This window comes from uncultured Algimonas sp. (assembly GCF_947498175.1).
Taxonomy (GTDB): domain Bacteria; phylum Pseudomonadota; class Alphaproteobacteria; order Caulobacterales; family Maricaulaceae; genus Litorimonas.
In genome coordinates, this window is the sequence record NZ_CANMJB010000002.1 from 76,131 (window position 1) to 95,006 (window position 18,876).

Sequence of the window (18,876 nt, forward strand, 5' to 3'; positions counted from 1 at the left end):
CCTTTCCATGTCCATCTTCAACAGGCCGCTTCTGGCGGCAACGGGATCCCCTTGCCTGATTTCCGGGCTTTTCGCGGGCCTGATCGTTTCCCAAGCCGTTTCAGTCACCGCCGCCGCGCAGACCGTCGATACCCTTCAGGCCGATGCGCGGACGACGGAGGGAGGCACGGGTCAAACCGTGCCTCCCGCTCCGGCGGACAATGCCTACCCGGCGGATTATTTCGCGCTCTACGTCCCGCGGACTGCGCTGGACATGGTGCGGCGCATTCCGGGCTTCCAGATCACGCGCGGCGATACGGGTCGGCGCGGCCTCGGCCAGGGCGGAGCGAACATCCTGATCAATGGCGAGCGGCTGACCGGCAAGACCGATCCGTTCGACCAGCTGTCCCAGATCCAGGCCGAGAGCGTGGTGGAGATCCGCATCCGCGACGGCGCGACCTTGTCCATCCCGGGACTCTCCGGCCAGGTGGCCGACGTGACCGTGGAGCGCACGCGCGCCCTGAAAGGCACTTGGGAGTGGAACCCGCAATTCCGCCGCAGGCTGGAACCCAATCTGACCAATGGTGAGCTGACCTTGTCCGGCGAGCTCGGCGAGGCGGGCGGCCTGACCTATGCGCTGACCTTGCGCGACTATGGCTTCCGGTCCGGCGCGCGGGCGACGGAAACGCTGCGAAACGCGGACGGCGTTCTCTTCGAGACGCGCGACGAAGACTTTCAGAACGGCGCGCCGCAGCCCGGCGCCGCGCTTAATCTTGGCTGGACGCCGAGACCCGACCACAAGGCCAATCTGAACGCCGAATACTGGCAGTTCAATTTCAGCCGGTCCGCGCGCGCGGTCCGCACGCCGGTCACGTCGGCTGGCGACGACACGCTGACCTTCTCCGGCCGGGGCGAGGACGAGTGGAACCTGGAGATGGATGCGGATTACGAATTTCCGGTCCTGTCGGGCACCCTCAAATTCATCGGCGTGCTGGACCGGGAAAGTTCGCCCACTTTCAACAGCTTTTCGCGCACGAGCCCTCGAACCGGCTTCCTCGGCGCCAGCCGGTTCGACCAAGAGGCCGAGGAAACGGAGGTGATCGGCCGGGCCGAATATGGCTGGAGCCCGTCGGAAGGGCGCGATTGGCAGATCGCCGCGGAAGGCGCCTTTAACGAGCTCGATGTCGAGCAGCAGCTCTTCCTGCGCAGACCAGGCGGCGTTCTGGAGGGCCAGGGCCTGTCGGCGTTCAACGTCAGCGAGGACCGGGCGGAAGCGTCTTTGACCCACAGCCGCCCGCTGGGGCCGCGCCTCGACCTGCAGGCGTCGGCCGGAGTGGAATATTCCAGCCTGTCGCAGTCGCGCCTCACGGGTCCCCAGACGGAAGCGCGCGAATTCGTCCGGCCCAAGGGCTTCGTGTCGTCCACCTATAAGGTGGACGACAGTTTCGACATCCGCGCGCGGCTGGAGCGCGAAGTCGGACAGCTCAACTTCTTCGACTTCGTCGCGGCCGTGGATCTGGAAGACAATCTGAACCGGACGTCGAATTTCGACCTGGTCCCGTCGCAGAGCTGGCTGGGCAGCGTGGAATTCGACAAGGACTTCGGCGACGGCAACACGTTCCGGATCGAGTTCTACGGCGCCGTGATTTCCGACACGGTCGACCGCATTCCGGTCGGGACGGACGGCGATGCGGTCGGCAATATCGGCAAGGCCCATCGTTATGGCTTCGATATCGTCTCCACGATCAAGGGCGACCGGTGGGGCTTGCCGGGCACGGAGTTGAACATCGAGTTCGACTGGCGCGACTCCTCCGTCGACGATCCGCTGCTGGGCTTTCCGCGACGCCTCAACGGCGACAAGGAAATCGCCTATGACGTGGAATACCGCCATGACGTCACCGGGACGGACTGGGCCTATGGCGGGTCCGTGTCGCGTTTCATCTCGGCGGAGCGGTTCCGGCTGTTCTCGATCGACCGCAACGGCGTGGACGGGCCGAATTCCAGTCTGTTCGTCGAACACAAGGACGTCGCCGGGCTGACCTTGCGCGCGACACTATTCAATGTGCTGGGCAATGAGGAGTTCTTCGAGCGCACGCGGTTCGACGGTCGCCGCGACGCCGGGATCGTGCGGCAGACCGAAGAGATCAAATACAATTTCGGACCGATCTTGAGCCTGTCCGTCGAGGGCAGCTTCTAGCGCGGACCGCCCAGACCGCCCAGACCGCCCAGACCGCCCAGACCGCCCAGACCGCCCAGACCGTCTGCGTCATGCAATCCCTACGCCTGAATCCGGAACTGTCCCATGGCGTCCGCGCCGGGCCTGCTTTATGAACGCGCGAACGCGCCAGTCTGGCAGGTAGGGCAAGAGGTCGGGATGAAGACGTTGCTGATCGCGGGCGGCAGCGCCTCCGGCAAGACGTGGCTGGCGGAACGCGTGCGCGAAGCCCTGCCGGCTGCCACACTGGTGCCGCAGGACGCCTTCTACCACGACCGGCCCTCTGGCAGCGCCGCCGACCGACACGCTTTCGATTTCGACCAGCCTTACGCCATCGACTGGGCGGAAATGGCCCGCGTCGTGACCACGCTGCAGGCGGGCCGCACGGCCGACATTCCGGTCTACGACTTCTCCGTCTCCGCGCGCCGGGGTTACGAACCGCTCGAGCCACAGGGCGACACGCTGATCGTGGACGGGACGCTCGTGCTGACGCAGCCCTCCATCGTCGCGCTGGGTCATGCCAGCCTCTATGTGCGCTGCCCCGAAGTGCTGCGCCAGGCCCGGCGCGAACGCCGCGACGTGGAAGAGCGCGGGCGCGATATCGCTTTCGTGCGTCAGCAGCTGACCGGGCAGGTCTTTCCCGCGCACGAGGCGCATGTGCGCCCGTCCGCCCGTCATGCCGATCTGGTGATGGCGGCGCAGGATATTCTGGCCGATCCGGACGGTGCGGTGGAACGGGTTCTGGAACTGGTCGCCGGGAGCGGCTAGGGCACGCCATCGATGCGTGTCCTGTCCGGCCGGACGGTCGCGGCGCAAGGGGATATGTTCATGGATCATCCTGCCTTCGGGCTGTTCGGCGTCGTCGTGCTGTTCGCCATCGCGGTGCTGTTTTCCAGCGACCGCCGCTCCATTTCTCTGCGCATCGTCGGAGCCTGTTTCGCGCTCCAGGTCGCGATCGCGGTGCTGGTCCTCTACATCCCGTTCGGGCAGGCCGCACTGGCGACGGCCGCGAACGGAATGAGCACGCTGCTGTCCTATTCGGACGCCGGGATCATGATGATCTTCGGGCCGCTCGGCGATCCGGACCAGTTGGGCTTCATCTTCTTCACCCGCGTCCTGCCCGTCATCATCTTCTTCGCCGCACTGATGGAGGTGCTGTACCATCTGCGCGTCATGCCCTTCATCGTGAAATGGGGCGGTCGCTTCATCCGGTTCGTGACCGGCACCCGGCCGATCGCCAGCCTGAACGTGGTGGCCAACATCTTCGTTGGGCAGGTCGAGGCGCCGCTGTCGCTCAAGCCCTATCTGGGCAAGATCTCACGCTTCGAGCTGTTCACCATCATGGTGTCGGGCCTGGCCTCCATCGCCGGGTCCGTCATGGCGGGTTACATCGCGCTGGGCATCAGCGCCGACTACCTTATCGCCGCCGCTTTCATGAGCGCGCCCGCCGGATTGATGATGGCCAACATCTTCATGCCGGAACCCCGCGCATTGGCGGCCGGACCGGTCGAGGACCCGGAACCCGAAATGGACAAAGGGCACGAGCGCGAATATTCCAATGTCTTCCTGGCAGCCGCGAACGGTGCGCAGAACGGCGTCCAGATCGCCATTGCCGTCGCGGCCATGCTGATCGCCTTCGTGTCGCTGATCGCGATGGTCAATGGCATGCTCGGCTGGGCGGGCGGTCTGTTCGGCGCGGACGATCTGAGCCTGCAATCCATTCTCGGCGTCCTGTTCGCACCCTTGATGTGGTCGATCGGCGTGCCGTGGGACGAAGCGCGCATCGCCGGATCGATTTTCGGCGAAAAGATCGTGCTGAACGAATTCATCGCCTATCTCAGCCTGGCCGACGTCCAGGACGGTTTGTCGGAACGCACGCAGACGATCATGACCTTTGCGGTATGCGGCTTCGCCAATTTCGCATCGATCGGCATCCTGCTGGGCGGTCTGGGCACCATCATTCCGGAGCGCAAACCCGAGATCGCGCGCATGGGCCTGAAGGCGGTCTTCGCCGCGAGCCTCGCCAATCTGATGAGCGCCGCGCTCGCCGGGATCCTGGTCGGGCTTTAAGCCGGTTTACGCTTTCGCCAGCCCGATCTCGCGCAGCCGCTCGTCCAGATAGCCGCGCGCCGTGATGGGGTCTTTGGCCTTGCCGCCCATCTCCAGGCACGAGGGCAGCGCCTCCAGCGGAAAGTCGTTGGCCGGATGCAGGAAGAACGGCATGGAATAGCGCGAATGGGGCGAACGGTCCGTGGTCGGGTTGACGACCCGGTGCGTGGTCGAGGGGATGACGCCGCCCGTGAGCCGGTCGAGCATGTCGCCGGCATTGACAACCAGCGATCCGGCCGGCGCATTGATCGGCAGCCACACGCCGCTCCGGTGCTTGACCTCCAGCCCGGCCTCCTCGGCGCCCAGCAACAGCGTCAGCAGGTTGATGTCCTCATGCTCGGCCGCGCGGACGGATGATCCCGTAGCGGATCCGGGGCGCTCCGGCATGGGCGGATAGTGAAGCAGCCGCAGGATCGAATTGCCGTTCTCCAGCGCCGCGCGCAGCGCTTCGGGCGTCATGTCCAGCGTCTTGCCGATGGCGACCATCAGCGTGCGGGCGAAATCGTCCATGGCGTCGAACAGGGTCCGGCCGGCCGAATCGAACTCCGGCACTTCGCCGACGGACGGCGTGCCGGGCAGGCCGGGAATGGTGGACCGGCCGACATGCCAGAACTCCTTCAGGTCCGGCGCGTCGCGCCCCTTGGCGGACTCCTGGCCGAACGGGGAATAGCCGCGCTGGAAATGATGCTCCGGCAAGGCGTAGCGGGTCTTGGCGGCCTCAGGCAGGGCGAAGAAAGTCTCGCTGGCCGCTTGCGCGGCTTCGATCGCGGGCTGGGGAAGCGCATGGTTGCGGATGACGATGAAACCCGTCTCCCGCATGCCGTCCACCAGCCTGCGCCCGAACGCCGCAGGGTCGCCGGCATGGTCCCGGAAATCCAGTTCCGCGATCCGGGGTTGGGTCATGGGAGGCGTCCTTTCGGTCTTGAATCCGCGCGTTTCGTCCTCCCATAGCGCCCCGCACGCGAAAGGCCAGCCGCGACTGTGGCCTTATTGCAACATCGAAACGTTTCTCCCGATACATTGCAGCCCTGTCATATAAGTGTTGGAAAGCGCTGCTACGGGCCGCCGCAATGCGAGGCGGGATCCTCCCGTTTCGCCGCAACGAACAACACGCTTCCACTTACAAAAACAGACCTTCGGAGTGTCTTCCAATGTCCACACGCCTCTCCCTCGGCGCAGCCTTCCTGCTCGGCACCAGCACCCTCGCCGCCACCGCCCTCATCCCGACGATCGCGCAAGCGCAGGTGACGGCTTCTTCCGTGAATGGCGTCGTTCGTACGAACACGGGTCTACCCGTAGCAGACGCGAACGTCACGATTACCTACCTGCCAACAGGCCGTGTCGATCGCGCTACGACATCGGCCAATGGAACCTTCTTCGAGACTGGCCTGTTGGTCGGTGGACCCTATACGATCAGCATTACGTCTGCGGAAGGCAATTTGCTCCGGGAGAACGTGCGTCTCCTACCATCGACGAATTCGTTCCAACTCGTGGTATCGGGTCTGCAAGATGAAGTCGTCGTCACGGGCACACGTGTAGACACGACCGACATCGGAGATGGGTTGGGCTCTGCGTTTTCCAATGAAGAAATTATTGGCCAGCCTTCCGCTACGCGAGATCTGATCGCGACATTGGTGCGCGACCCGCTCGCTAACTCGACAGGTGTGGGAATCCTTTCGATCGCGGGCGCCAATCCACGCTTTAACGCCCTTTCTATCGACGGCTCGCTTCAACAGGCCGATTTCGGTCTTGGTCAATCAACCTATGCCACACGGCGCTCTCCCATCTCTTTGGATGTGATAGAAAGCGCAACCGTCGTGGCGACCGACTATTCTGTCACCCAATCCGGCTTTACGGGGGGACTCGTCAACGTCGTGACGAAGTCCGGCACCAATGAGTTCGATGGTGTCCTCTATTTCTATAAACAGAATGAGGATTTTTTCGGTGATGAGACGGAAAACGACGAAGGCGAGCGCGTAACCGTTCCCGTCATCCCATTCGATGAAGAGGAATATGGCTTCGTTCTTCGCGGCCCCATCGTTAAGGACAAGCTATTCTTCCTAGCTTCTTACGACGAGTTCAAATCCGCATCAGGTGCAGAATTTTCTCAAAATGATAGAAATACGGGTCTTGACCCGGCCATCTTCCCTGCGTTGGCAAATATCGTTCAGACAGGCCTTGGCTACGACATTGGGGAAAGGCCATTGAGTCTATCGAACCCGGTCAAGTCGGAACGCATGCTTGGAAAGATAGACTGGAATATTAATGATTTCCATAGGGCTGCCTTCACATATCAAAATACGCAGGAAGATCAGGTCAATAATGTCGGAAGCCGGACTTTCAGCACAGCCTATTACGATTCTCCGAGCGAATTGACGGCTTATTCCGGGCAGCTCTTCTCTGACTGGACCGAGGATTTCTCGACGGAGTTGCGTGTTAATTACAAGGAATTCGACCAAGAGCAGAATTGTCGGGCGGGATCCGGCGTGGGTGCTGTAACGATCGAGCTGTCTACCGCCGATCTGGTTGGAACGTCTCTAGAAGGTTTCATCGAGGACACCGCAGGCGAAGTGGAATTTGAAGGCGGATGCGATGAATTCAGGCAGGGCAACACATTTTCTGACGAACGCCTGCAAATTCAGGGCGTAGGCCGCCTGACAGCTGACGATCACTTGCTCACATTCGGTGCGGAATTCCAGAACTACCAACTGGCAAACCTTTTCGCGCAAAACTCTGTTGGCACGTTTTTCTTCGACAGTATTGACGGACTGCAGAACGGCATCGCTCAGACGGCTTCCGTTCGTCTGCCCCAATCCGGAAACCGCGCCGATACCTTGGCCGAATGGGGCTACGATCAGATTGCCCTGTTCCTTCAGGACAGCTGGCAGGTCACCCCGAATCTCCGCGTTGACGGCGGTGTGCGGTACGAACGCATCATGCAGGACGACATTCCGGCAGAACGTACGTTCGTTCAGCAACTCTACGGCATTCCCAACACGTTGAACCTGGATGGCAACGACCTAGTCATGCCACGCTTTTCGTTCGAGTGGAATGCGCTCGATCGCACGACGCTGACCGGTGGTTTCGGCGTTTATGGCGGCGGCGATCCGAAAGTCTGGACCTCGAACGCATTCACTCCGCCGGTTTTCTTCTCGCGCTTGAACAATTTCGCCGTCGGAAGCCCCGCCGATGGAACGCCCCAAGCTCTGATCGATCTCGCAACGGCCAACGATGCCAATGACCCTGGCCCCATCGACATCATTGCGCCAAACTTCAAGACCCCGTCCGATTTAAAGGCTAGTCTGCGTCTGGATCAGGGCTTTAATCTTAACTTCGGCGATTTCAATCTCGGTGACGACTACACATTCAGCGCACAAGTGCTGTATACGGACAGCCAGAACGGTTTTGGCTGGCAGAACATCGCACAAATTCGGAATCCCGAAGCACTACCGACAGGAACTGCGCCTGACGGACGTCCGATCTATGCGGATCTCGACGCACTTCGTCTGAACAACGTCATCGCCTTGACCAATGTCGATCAAGGCGAAAGCTGGGTTTATACGGCATCACTGGCAAAGGATTGGGACTTTGGACTTAGCGGTTATATATCCTACGCTTACCAGGATATTGAATCCGCAACGCCTGGTAGTTCCTCACGGGGCATATCGAACTTCAGGGGCACACAGGACATTAACCGCAATTTCCCAGTTCCGGGACGTGCAGTCTATGAGACCGAGCATGCCTTCAAAGTGGGTTTGACATTTCAACGCGATCTAATCGCGGGCCTGGAGTCCCGTTTCTCGCTGTTCGGCAATATTACGTCGGGTGAGCCTTTCAGCTATACATTCGATGTCGATCGCAGCAATGCGTTGTTTGGGCGCTCTGGCGACCGTGAAAGCCCGCGTGACAACGACTTGCTGTATATTCCGGCGATCTCTGGCGGTGCCATTAACGACCCGAACGTCGTCGTGGCATCAGGCTTCAACCAGGCAGACTTTATCGACTTCGTAAATCGGGAAGGGCTTTCGGCTGGATTGCAAGACAAGAACGAAGGCAATTCGACATGGAACCAGCAATGGGATTTCCAGTGGCAGCAGGAAATTCCGTTCTTCAATAAGCAAGCCGAAAAGTTCCTCGGCGAGAATAAATTGAAGTTCGTTCTCGACATCAACAATATTGCCAACTTGCTGAACAGTGATTGGGGAACGCAGTACAATGGCCCCCGCTTCGATGCGAACGGCGTCGTTCGCGCGGATCTAGTGAGTGCGACAGACGTCGCGGCCAATGGTGTTGATGGTGCAACCGCGCTTGAAGGCGATGCGCCACGCACGACCTGTATCAACGCCGGAGATTGCGTCTATCGTTACAACAGCTTCCGTGACCGGGATGCCAACTTCCAGCAGTTGTTCAGATCCGTTTATGAGATTCGTGCTGGTATCCGCTACGAATTCTAGCGACCCTCCGCACATCTTTACCAAGGCCCGCCTTTCCGGAGGCGGGCCTTTTTGTTAGCGGGTGAGCGACTTGCCCGAAGGACCGTCCATGACATTCGATCGTCGCACACTTCTCGCTTCGCTGGCCGGGACGGCCGGTTTGGCGGCTTGCCAGACGACGGGTTTGGCGGCTCCGGCGAAGCTGTCTCACGGGCGCGGCTCCCTGGGCGAGGACACGCTGTTCCCGCTCGGCGTGGCGAGCGGGGATCCGCTGTCGGACGGGTTCGTGATCTGGACGCGGCTCGTGCCGGACCCGCTGGCGCTGGACGATCCGTTACCGGGCTCGATCGACGTCGATTGGGAAGTGGCGGAGGACGAAGGGTTCTCGCGCATCGTGCGCCGCGGCCGGCGCCGCGCTGTCGCCGACTGGACGCATAGTGTGCATGTCGAAGTGGCGGGCCTGCGACCCGGGCGGCCCTATTTCTACCGCTTCATCGCGGATGGCCAGAAAAGCCCGACCGGACTGTCCCGGACCGCGCCGACCTATCTGGCGCCGGTCGACCGCGCGCGTTTCGGCGTCGTCACCTGCCAGCATTTCGAGCAGGGCTTCTTCAACGCCTATGACGATCTGCTGGAGATGGATCCCGACTTCGTCCTGCACATGGGCGACTATATCTACGAGGCCAGCTGGGGTCCGCAGGTGCGCCGCCAGGTCGAGGTCGAAGCGCTGAGCCTCGGCGACTATCGCCGCCTGCATGCGCAGTACAAGCTCGACCCGTCGCTGCAGGAGGCGCATCGCCGCGCACCCTGGCTGATGATCTGGGATGATCATGAGGTCGTGAACGACTATGCCGGGTTCAACGACGAAAACTACATGGCGCCCGAGGCGATGCGCGCGCGCCGCGCCGCCGCCTACCAGGCCTATTACGAACACATGCCCGTGCGCGCCCGGTCTCGTCCCCGCGGGGCCTTCATGCATTTCCACGACCAGTTCCAGTGGGGCGACCTGCTGTCGATCACGTTGACGGATGCGCGCCAGTACCGCGACGATCAGGCGTGCCAGATGCCCGACGACGGCGGCGCGCAACTGGTCAGCTGCGACGCGCTTCTCGATCCGGCCCGTTCAATGTTCGGCGAGGCGCAAGAACGCGACATTCTGCGCGCCATCGGCCGGTCGGGAGCGCGCTGGGAAGTGCTGGCCCAGCCGACCCTGTTCGGGCGGCTGAACCAGTTCGACCGCGACGGCAACCCCGGATCGTGGAGCGATGGCTGGGACGGCTATGCGCCGACGCGCGAGCGCTTGCTCGACATGGTGGAGCGCCGCAAGCCCGACAATTTCATCAGCATCGGGGGCGACATGCACAGCTGGTGGGTCGGCGATCTGAAACCGCGCTTCAACGATCCGGCCTCGCCGGTCGTGGGTTCGGAATTCGTGACGACATCGATCACGTCGCACAGCTATGCCTATGGCCGGTTCAGCCGGATGCTGCCGGACAATCCGCACATCAAGTTCTTCGACGACCGCGAACGCGGCCATACTGTCATGGACGTCACCAAGGACCGCTGGACCGCGACCCTACGTGCCATGGACACGGTCTACGACCCGAAATCCCCGGCCACGACACGCGGAACATGGGTCGTAGAAAACGGCAAGCCCGGCGTGATCGAAGCCTGAACCCGCCAGAGACGGAAACATTTCAATGCGCAAGACAATGATTTCGGCAGGCGCCGCCGCGCTTCTCCTGGGCGGTTGCGCCACGACGCAAACCGCATCCCCCTATGAAAGGGCGCAGGGCGTTCTGGCCGAACGCATCGACTATCGGCCAGTGAAAAGCCCGGCCAAGAACGTCATCCTGTTCATAGGCGACGGCATGGGCATTTCCACGGTGACGGCGGCGCGCATTTTCGAAGGCCAGCAGCGGGGCATGACCGGCGAAGAGAACCAGCTATCCTGGGAGGCCTTTCCACACACAGCCCTGTCCAAGACCTACAACACCAACCAGCAAGTGCCGGATTCCGCCGGGACCGCGACGGCCATGTATACCGGCGTGAAGACGAGCGCGGGCGTGCTCGGCGTCGGTCCCGAGGTCGCGCGCGGCGACTGCGCGGCGGTTAAGGCTGGGGAACTGGAGACGTTCTGGGACGCGGCGCGGGCGCACGGCCTGAAGCTCGGCCTCGTCACTTCCACCCGCATCACGCACGCGACACCGGCCGCGGCCTACGCGCATTCCTCCGAACGCAATTGGGAATATGACGGCGAGCTGTCGGTGGATGCGAATGCGGGCGGATGCCGCGACATCGCCGCCCAGTTCGTGGAGACCAACATCATTGACGTCGCCATGGGCGGCGGCCGGCGCGGCTTCCTGCGCGATGCCGACGAAATGCCCGACTATCCGGGCGAGATGGGCCGCCGGATGGACGGGGTCAGCCTGATCGATGTCTGGAAGGACAAAAATCCGGACGGCACGGTCGTGTTCGACCAGGCCGGGTTCGATGCGCTGCGTCCGGGACAGGCCTCGCGCGTGCTCGGCCTGTTCGAGCCCAGCCACCTGAAATTCGATTCCATGAATACAGGACCCGGCAAGGATCCGTCGCTGGCGGAGATGACCCGCAAGGCGATCGAGCTTCTGTCTCGAAGCGGCGAGGGCTTCGTGCTGATGGTGGAAGGGGGCCGCATCGATCATGCCCATCACGGCGGCAACGCTTTCAACGCCCTGTCCGACACGGTCGCCTTCGCCGAAGCCGTTGCGGTCGCCGACCGGATGACTTCCGATGCGGACACAACCCTCCTCGTGACCGCAGACCACAGCCACGTCTTCACCATGGCGGGCTATCCGACGCGCGGCAATCCGATCCTCGGTCTGGTGAAGGGCAACGACAAGACGGGGCGTCCGACCGGCGAACCCTATCTGGCTCGGGACGGAAAACCGTACACCACGCTGGGCTACGCAAACGGTCCAGGCGCGATGGAGGGTCCGCGTCCGTTCCTGTCCGACGACGATGTCGCCGAACACGACCACCGCCAACAATCGCTCATCCCGCTGGGCAGCGAGACCCATGCGGGCGAGGATGTGGCGATCTACGCCAAGGGGCCGCGCAGCTTCGTCGTTTCGGGCGTCGTGGAGCAGACCTTCGTCCACGACGTGGTCCGCTATGCGCTCGATCTGGACTAGGGCGCGCCCATCAGGCCGCAATGCCCAGAGGCGAGAACAGCAGGTAGATGCCGATCACCATGGCGACCAGCAACATCGCCACGGGCCGCGCGTAGCGCCAGGGGGCGAGGTCCACCTGGTGCGCGTCGCGCGGTTTCCCCGGATTTCCGCGTGGGGCCAGCCAAGTTGCGATGGCCAGAATGCCGATTTCGATCAGGAACAGCACCGCATAGAGATGAAGGAAGTGCAGCGTGACGATGTCCGCGAAGACGAACCGGGTCAGACCGTAGGCGACGACGTGGAAGAGGATGACCGCTTTGGCCCCGACGGCCGGAACACGCGTTGTGAACAGCCCGGCCAGCACGATGGTGACGATCGGGATGTTGTAGAAACCGGTGAAGATGCGGATGATCTGCCACAGCCCTTCGGGCGCGCGGGAGAGCATCGGTGCGACCGCGAAAGAGAAGACGGCGATGACCGCGCCGACGATCATGGCGACACGCACGATCCGGGTCTGCGACGGCGGCGTTTTACGGGTCGGCATCCACACATCCAGCACGAACAGGGTCGCCGCGCTGTTGAGCAGCGAGTTGAACGAGGAAAACACCGCGCCGAGCAGCACGGCTAGGAAGGCGCCCATCAACCATATCGGCAGGAGATCCTGGACCAGGGTCGGGAAGGCGAGGTCGATCGTCGCCAGGCCGGGGCCGTAGAGGTGATAGGCGATCACGCCCGGGATCATCATGAAAAGCGGCACGAGGATCTTGAAGAAACCGGACAGCAGCACGCCTTTCTGCCCTTCGGCCAGGCTGCGGGCGGCCAGCGTGCGCTGAATGACATATTGATTGGTGCACCAGTAGAATAGGTTGGCGATGATCATGCCGGTGAAAAGCGTGCCGAACGGGGTCGGCGCCTGAGCGTCGCCGATGGCGTTGAGCTTTTCCGGATGGTCCGTCAGCAGGCGCCGGATGCCGCCGCCCATGTCGCCAGCGCCGAGTGCGTGCAGCCCCAGGCCGAGCACCAACCCACCGATCAGCAGCAGTCCCAGCCCGTTGATCGTATCGGATACCGCGACTGCTTTCATCCCGCCCAGCACCGCATAGAGCGCGCCGACGCCGCCAATGACCCATATGGTCGCGACAAGACCGCCGAACTCGCTCAAGCCCAGCAGCGCCGGCACGTCGAAGATCTTGATGACGGCCAGGGAACCCGAATAGAGCACGGACGGAATGGTCACGAGGCCGTAGCCGAGCATGAACAGGATGACGGACCAACGGCGCACATCCGCATCGAACCGCTCGGCGAGGAACTCCGGCAGTGTGGTGAACGCGCCCTTCAGGTAGCGCGGCAGGAAAATCATCGCCATGGCGATGGTGGAGATCGCGGCCGTGACCTCCCAGGCCATGGACGACATGTCGTGGCCATAGGCCGAGCCGTTCAGTCCGATCAGCTGTTCCGCCGACAGATTGGTCAGCAGGAGAGACCCGGCGATGAACAGCCCGCCAAGGTTCCGGCCTGCGAGAAAGTATCCGTCTGCCGTGTCGACCTCGCCCCGCGCCGACCGGTAGGACAGCCACGCCACCGTCGCCATCACGGCGAGACAGCTCAGCAAGACGAAGGCGAGGTCGGCGCCGCTCACGGCGGTTTACTCCGGCGCGCCGTATACAATCTCGACCAGATCGGCGAAATAATCGCGCACATTCCCGCCCAGCACTTGCGTCATCAGAACGCCCGTCGTGTCGGTTTCCGGATCGATCCAGTAATAGGTCGAGGCCGCCCCCGACCAGTATAGCCCGCATTGCGGGAAGGTGGCCCTGTCACGGGTCGGGTCGGTGCGCAGGGCGAAGCCCAGACCGAAGGTCCGCTCGTCAAGCCATGTCGCGCTGCGGTCCACGGTCTCCGGCAGCTGGTCCGTGCGAACCTGCGCCCACATGTCGTCCGAGATCAGCCGGCCGTCGAGCAGAGCATTGGCGAACGCCAGATAGTCGTCGGCGTCGGACACAAGTCCCGCGCCCCCGAACTCGATGGGTTGGGGCAGAAGGTAGAGCGACCGGTTCCACGGATCGACGCGCTGCGGCGTGATCGCCTCGAACGTCTCGACCGGGTTGGATTCGTCGATCTTCAGATCCAGCTGCCCCTGACCTTCCGCCGTGTAGAGGCTGGTGAAGTCCGACGTGCGGGCCGGGTCGAGCTGGAACGCCGTATCCGTCATGCCGGCGGGCGCGAAGATGTTCTCCGCCATATAGTCCCCCAGCGATTGTCCGGTGACTTCCGCAACAATGATTCCCAGCACGTCGGTGGAGTTGGAGTAGGTGAAGGCCGTGCCCGGATCATGGACGAGCGGGGCCTGCACGATGCGGTCGATGAAAGCCTGATTGCCGACGACCGGTTCCATACCGTTGGCCGGAGCCTCCGTTAATCCCGGTCCGCCATGCACGCCCAGTTGCAGATAGAGATCGGCAACGGGGCCGGAACCGACCCCCGTACGATAGGTCAGACCCGATATATGGGTCACCAGGTCGCGTATGGTCGGTGCGCGCGCCGGGGCGCGGGTCTCCGTCGCCTCGGCGTTGGCGCGGACCTGCACGGTTTCGAACGCCGGCAGGTAGGTGCTAACCGGCGCGTCGAGATCGATCCGGCCGTCCTCGACGAGTTGCAGCGCGGCGACCGTCGTGATCGCCTTTGTCATGGAATAGATGCGGAAGAGCGAGTCTTCCTTCATCGGCTTTTCCTCTTCCAGATCGGCATGGCCGTAAGCGCGGCTGAACACCGTCTGCCCGCCCTGGTCGATCCGGACGACCGCACCGGGCGCGATGTTGCGCTCTACCATGTGCGCCATGAGGGCATCGATGTCGGCTTCGAAGTCACTGTCGAATTTCGTCGTCCGGAACGGCTCCGTGACTTGGCACACTTCCGACGACAAGGGTGCCTCTGGGGATGTCTGGCAGGCGCCTAGGACCGCGACGGCAAGGCCCGTCGTCAATACATGCTTGGTCTTCATCCCTGTGTCCCCTGCAGTTGTTCCGGTTCGGCCTATCCGCCGCGCCCGCTGGAGTCCAACGACGCGGACCGCGCCCCGAACGGGAAATTAAACCCCGTTCTTGGGTCCTGACGAAACAGGTGCGGCCCACGAGGCCCATTGTAAGCTTGTAACTGTGTTATCGTTTTGCGATAAGGTGCCCGCATTCATACTCAGGAGACGCCCGTGACACGACCCGCAAACCGACCCCTTCTGCTCGCCAGTTCCATGATCGCGCTGGCCGCCGCGCCGGCCGCCCATGCCGTGGAAGGCATGTTCACGCCGGACCAATTGCCGGAGATCGCCGCCGATCTCCGCGCCAAGGGCCTGCAACTTGCGCCGGAGCAGATTTCGGATTTGACCGGCTTTCCCATGGGTGCGGTCGTGTCGCTGGGCGGTTGCACGGCCTCCTTCGTTTCGCCGCAGGGGCTGGTCGTGACCAACCATCACTGCGCCTACGGTTCGATCCAGTACAATTCGACCGAGGAGAACAACTATCTGGACGAAGGTTTCCTGGCCGCCAGTTTCGATGCCGAACTGCCCGCAGCGCCCGGTTCGCGCGTCTATGTCACCGTCGATCTGGACGATGTGACGGACGACGTCACGGGCGGTCTGTCCGACAGCCTGACCGGCGAAGCGCGCTTTGCGGCCATCGATTCGGCGCGCAAGGCGCTCGTGGCCGAGTGCGAAGAAGACGAAGGCCATCGTTGCCGCGTCGCGTCCTTCCATGGCGGATTGCAATACAAGCTGATCAAGCAGCTGGAGATCAAGGATGTCCGCCTTGTCTATGCGCCCGCCGGTCCGGTCGGCAAATATGGCGGCGACATCGATAACTGGATGTGGCCGCGCCATACCGGCGATTTCTCCTTCTACCGCGCCTATGTCGGTTCGGACGGCAAGTCGGCGGAGTATAGCGAGGACAATGTCCCGTTCGTGCCGCCGCATACGCTGAAGGTCTCCGGCGCGGGTCTGGACGATGGCGACTTCGTCATGGTCGCGGGCTATCCCGGCAGCACGTCGCGCTACACGCGGCTGGCCGAAGTGCGCAACACGTTCGACTGGGGCTACCCGACCTATCAGAAACTGATGGAAGACTGGATCGGGGCGATCGAAGGCGCGTCCGAACCCGGCAGCGACGCCCGGATCAAATACGAGTCGCGTCTGGCAGGCCTCAACAACTATATGAAGAATCTGGGGGGACAGATCGACGGGGCGCGCCGGGTCGGCCTGGTCCAGCGCCGCGCGCAGCGCGAAGCGGCGCTCAATAGCTGGATCGCGGCCGAGGCGCCCGATGCGGGTTATGCCGAAGCCATTCGCGCGCTCGACGCGCTCAGTGCGGAAAGCGCCCGGGCGCAACGGGCGAACTATTGGTACAACAACGCCACGCGTCCGCAGCTGCTCGGCGTGGCCCAGCGCCTCTACCGCCTGTCGCAGGAACGGCTGAAACCCGATGCCGAGCGCGAGTCCGGCTATCAGGAGCGCGACATGGACCGCATGCGCGAATCGCTGACGGCGCTGGACCGCCGTTACGATCCGACCGTGGACAAGGCGGAATGGATGACGTTCCTGCGCGGCTATCTCGCCCAGCCTTCCGCGCAACGCGTCGCCGCGCTCGACAATGCGTTGGGTCTGCGCGACGGGATGAGCGATGCCGCCCTGTCAGCGGCGCTCGACCGCTATTACGCGTCGAGCCGTCTCGGCGATCTGGACACGCGTCTGGGTCTGATGGACGCAACACCCGATGCGCTGGAAGCCAGTGCCGATCCGTTCATGCGCTTGGCCGTCGCACTCTACGATCACGAACTCGCGATGGAAGCGGCGTCCAAGGACCGGGCCGGCCGCCGTGCGGTCTTGCAGCCCAAATATATGGAGGCGATCATCGCCTGGCAGAAGGACCAGGGCTTCACCGCCTATCCGGACGCCAACTCCACCCTGCGCGTGACCTACGGCAACGTCATGGGTGGCTCGCCCAAGGACGGGATGCGCTACGATCCCTTCACCAAGTTGGAAGGCATATTGGAGAAGGATACGGGCGAGGATCCGTTCAATTCCCCGGCCGAGCAGCTCGCGCTGATCCGGGCAAAGGATCATGGACCCTACAAGCTCGACTCCATCGATTCCGTCCCCGTCAACTTCCTGACGGATCTGGATTCGACCGGCGGCAATTCCGGTTCGGCCACGCTCAATGCGCGCGGCGAACTGGTCGGCCTGCTGTTCGACGGCACGATCGAGAGCGTGAACTCCGACTGGGACTTCGATCCGCGCACGACGCGGTCCATTCATGTCGATAGCCGCTACATGTTGTGGGTGATGGACAAGCTGAACGATGCCGATCACCTGCTCGATGAAATGGACATCGTCGGCGCGCGTGGACAGTCGATGCGTTAGGGCCCGGTCATCAACGAAGCAAGAAAGCCGCCCCTCCGGGCGGCTTTTTCTTAGCGGAACAGCGGTTCGTCGAAGGACCGCAACTTGCGCGAATGGAGCGTGCCGGCGTCCGATTCCTCGCGCAATATGTCGATCGCCCGCAAGCCGATCTGCAAATGCTGCTCGACGCGTTCCTGATAGAAGGCGTCCGCCATGCCGGGCAGCTTGATCTCGCCGTGCAGCGGCCGGTCCGACGCACACAGCAGCGTTCCGTAGGGCACGCGGTAGCGATAGCCGTTCGCGGCGATGGTCGCAGACTCCATGTCGATGGCGATGGCGCGCGACTTGTTCAGATCGACGGCGTAATCCTCGAAGGCCAGCTCCCAGTTGCGGTCGTCGGTCGTCACGACCGTGCCGGTCCGCAGCAGCGCCTTCAGCCGGCTTTCATCCACACCCGAGACGTCGCTGACGGCTTCGGACAGCGATAGCTGCACCTCGGCCAGGGTCGGCAACGGGATGTGCGGCGGCAGGACGTGGTCCAGCACCTTGTCCTTGCGCAAGTAAGCGTGGGCCAGCACGTAGTCGCCCAGCCGTTGCGTCCGGCGCAGCGCGCCGCAGTGGCCGATCATCAGCCAGACATGCGGTCGCAGCACGGCGAGATGGTCCGTGATCGTCTTGGCGTTGGACGGACCCACGCCGATATTGACCAGCGTGACGCCGCGATGGCCGTCGCGGACCAGATGGTAGGCGGGCATCTGCGGCACCTTGGCGATGGGATCTTGGCTCGGCACGCCGTCGGCCGCCGTTTCGCGCCCGCCCGGTTCGACCAGCTTGCTCGCCCGTCCCGCCTTCACCTCGTCCACCGCCCAATCGACGAACTCGTCGACATAGCGCTGATAATTGGTGAACAGGATGAAGTTCTGGAAGTCTTCGGGGCGGGTCGCCGTGTAGTGGCGGATCCGGTGCAGCGAATAGTCGGTTCGTTCCGCCGTGAACAGCGCCAGCGGCATGGCGGTGCTGCGGTCCAGAATGTCGCGCCCGTCCACGATGTTGTCGTTCGTCGCGACCAGGTTGGGCGTGTAGAAATAGGTCGGCAGGGCTTGGCGGGCTTCCAGGTCCAGCCCGGCCGTCGCGGATTCCAGCGCGAAATTGAGCGGGATCGGGCTGTCGGACAGGCCGACCTGCACCTTGGCGGAGAACTGTTTCAGCACCTTGGCGATCTGCAGTTCCAGATAGGGGCGGAACAGATGCGGCTGGGTGATGGTGGTGGAGAATTCGTGGCGGCTGGCGACGCGGCCCAGCGCCAGATTGCTGGTCATGACCGCTTCTTCGGCCGGGATCGAAACGGTGATTTCGGGATAGACGGCATGGACGGTGTCGAGGCTGTCGATGCGTCCTTCGGCATAAGCGTCGAAACGGGCCCGCAAAAGCGAGACCTGCTGGTCGTACAGCTCGACGAGCCGGTCCACGGCATCGCTGGGTTGGGTGTCGGTATGGGTATCGTCTGACATATTGGTCGCCTTTTTCTTGTTCTTATGGCTTGGGATACGAATAAAATTCGCCGTCCTTAACGGGACGGACCGGCTTTGCCAAGCAAGCGTG

General features: G+C 62.9%; 11 protein-coding genes. 7 read left to right on the forward strand and 4 right to left on the reverse strand.

Going from position 1 to position 18,876, the window contains the following annotated elements:
• The first annotated feature begins 7 nt into the window (after positions 1 to 7).
• The 3 genes from Q0718_RS02880 (at position 8) to Q0718_RS02890 (ending at position 4,264) form a co-directional block, all read left to right on the forward strand.
• A complete protein-coding gene (locus Q0718_RS02880; RefSeq protein ID WP_298913174.1) occupies positions 8 to 2,176 on the forward strand; it encodes a hypothetical protein in 2,169 nt (722 codons plus the stop codon).
• A gap of 105 nt (positions 2,177 to 2,281) precedes the next feature.
• Positions 2,282 to 2,962: a hypothetical protein gene (locus Q0718_RS02885; protein WP_298913177.1), complete on the forward strand. Its 681-nt coding sequence runs from the start codon at positions 2,282 to 2,284 to the stop codon at positions 2,960 to 2,962.
• A 60-nt stretch (positions 2,963 to 3,022) separates the two neighbouring features.
• Positions 3,023 to 4,264 carry a nucleoside transporter C-terminal domain-containing protein gene (locus Q0718_RS02890; RefSeq protein ID WP_298913180.1) on the forward strand — a complete coding sequence of 414 codons (1,242 nt, stop codon included), beginning with the start codon at positions 3,023 to 3,025 and terminating at the stop codon, positions 4,262 to 4,264.
• A gap of 6 nt (positions 4,265 to 4,270) precedes the next feature.
• Here the strand turns inward: Q0718_RS02890 and Q0718_RS02895 are convergent, their stop codons facing one another.
• Positions 4,271 to 5,206, reverse strand: coding sequence for a 2-oxoglutarate and iron-dependent oxygenase domain-containing protein (locus Q0718_RS02895; protein ID WP_298913183.1), 936 nt, complete (start codon positions 5,204 to 5,206; stop codon positions 4,271 to 4,273).
• A 248-nt stretch (positions 5,207 to 5,454) separates the two neighbouring features.
• Between Q0718_RS02895 and Q0718_RS02900 the strand changes: the two genes are divergently transcribed.
• The 3 genes from Q0718_RS02900 to Q0718_RS02910 all read left to right on the forward strand — a co-directional run bounded on the left by Q0718_RS02900 (position 5,455) and on the right by Q0718_RS02910 (position 11,909).
• Entirely contained in the window at positions 5,455 to 8,757 is a 3,303-nt protein-coding gene (locus tag Q0718_RS02900) for a TonB-dependent receptor (protein WP_298913186.1), read from the forward strand.
• Positions 8,758 to 8,845: 88 nt separating this feature from the next.
• Positions 8,846 to 10,411, forward strand: coding sequence for an alkaline phosphatase D family protein (locus tag Q0718_RS02905; RefSeq protein WP_298913189.1), 1,566 nt, complete (start codon positions 8,846 to 8,848; stop codon positions 10,409 to 10,411).
• A gap of 25 nt (positions 10,412 to 10,436) precedes the next feature.
• A complete protein-coding gene (locus Q0718_RS02910) occupies positions 10,437 to 11,909 on the forward strand; it encodes an alkaline phosphatase (protein ID WP_298913192.1) in 1,473 nt (490 codons plus the stop codon).
• Positions 11,910 to 11,919: 10 nt separating this feature from the next.
• Here Q0718_RS02910 and Q0718_RS02915 read toward each other — a convergent pair whose 3' ends face one another.
• Together Q0718_RS02915 and Q0718_RS02920 are read right to left on the reverse strand one after the other, a co-directional pair.
• Positions 11,920 to 13,527, reverse strand: coding sequence for a solute:sodium symporter family transporter (locus Q0718_RS02915; protein ID WP_298913195.1), 1,608 nt, complete (start codon positions 13,525 to 13,527; stop codon positions 11,920 to 11,922).
• Positions 13,528 to 13,533: 6 nt separating this feature from the next.
• Positions 13,534 to 14,889 (reverse strand): serine hydrolase domain-containing protein, encoded by a 1,356-nt coding sequence (locus Q0718_RS02920; protein WP_298913198.1) that lies wholly within the window; start codon positions 14,887 to 14,889, stop codon positions 13,534 to 13,536.
• Positions 14,890 to 15,135: 246 nt separating this feature from the next.
• Here Q0718_RS02920 and Q0718_RS02925 point away from each other — a divergent pair, with 246 nt between their 5' ends.
• Entirely contained in the window at positions 15,136 to 17,295 is a 2,160-nt protein-coding gene (locus Q0718_RS02925; protein WP_366523814.1) for a S46 family peptidase, read from the forward strand.
• Between the two features lie 50 nt (positions 17,296 to 17,345).
• Here Q0718_RS02925 and Q0718_RS02930 read toward each other — a convergent pair whose 3' ends face one another.
• Entirely contained in the window at positions 17,346 to 18,785 is a 1,440-nt protein-coding gene (locus tag Q0718_RS02930; protein ID WP_298913204.1) for an AMP nucleosidase, read from the reverse strand.
• Between the last annotated feature and the right edge of the window lie 91 nt (positions 18,786 to 18,876).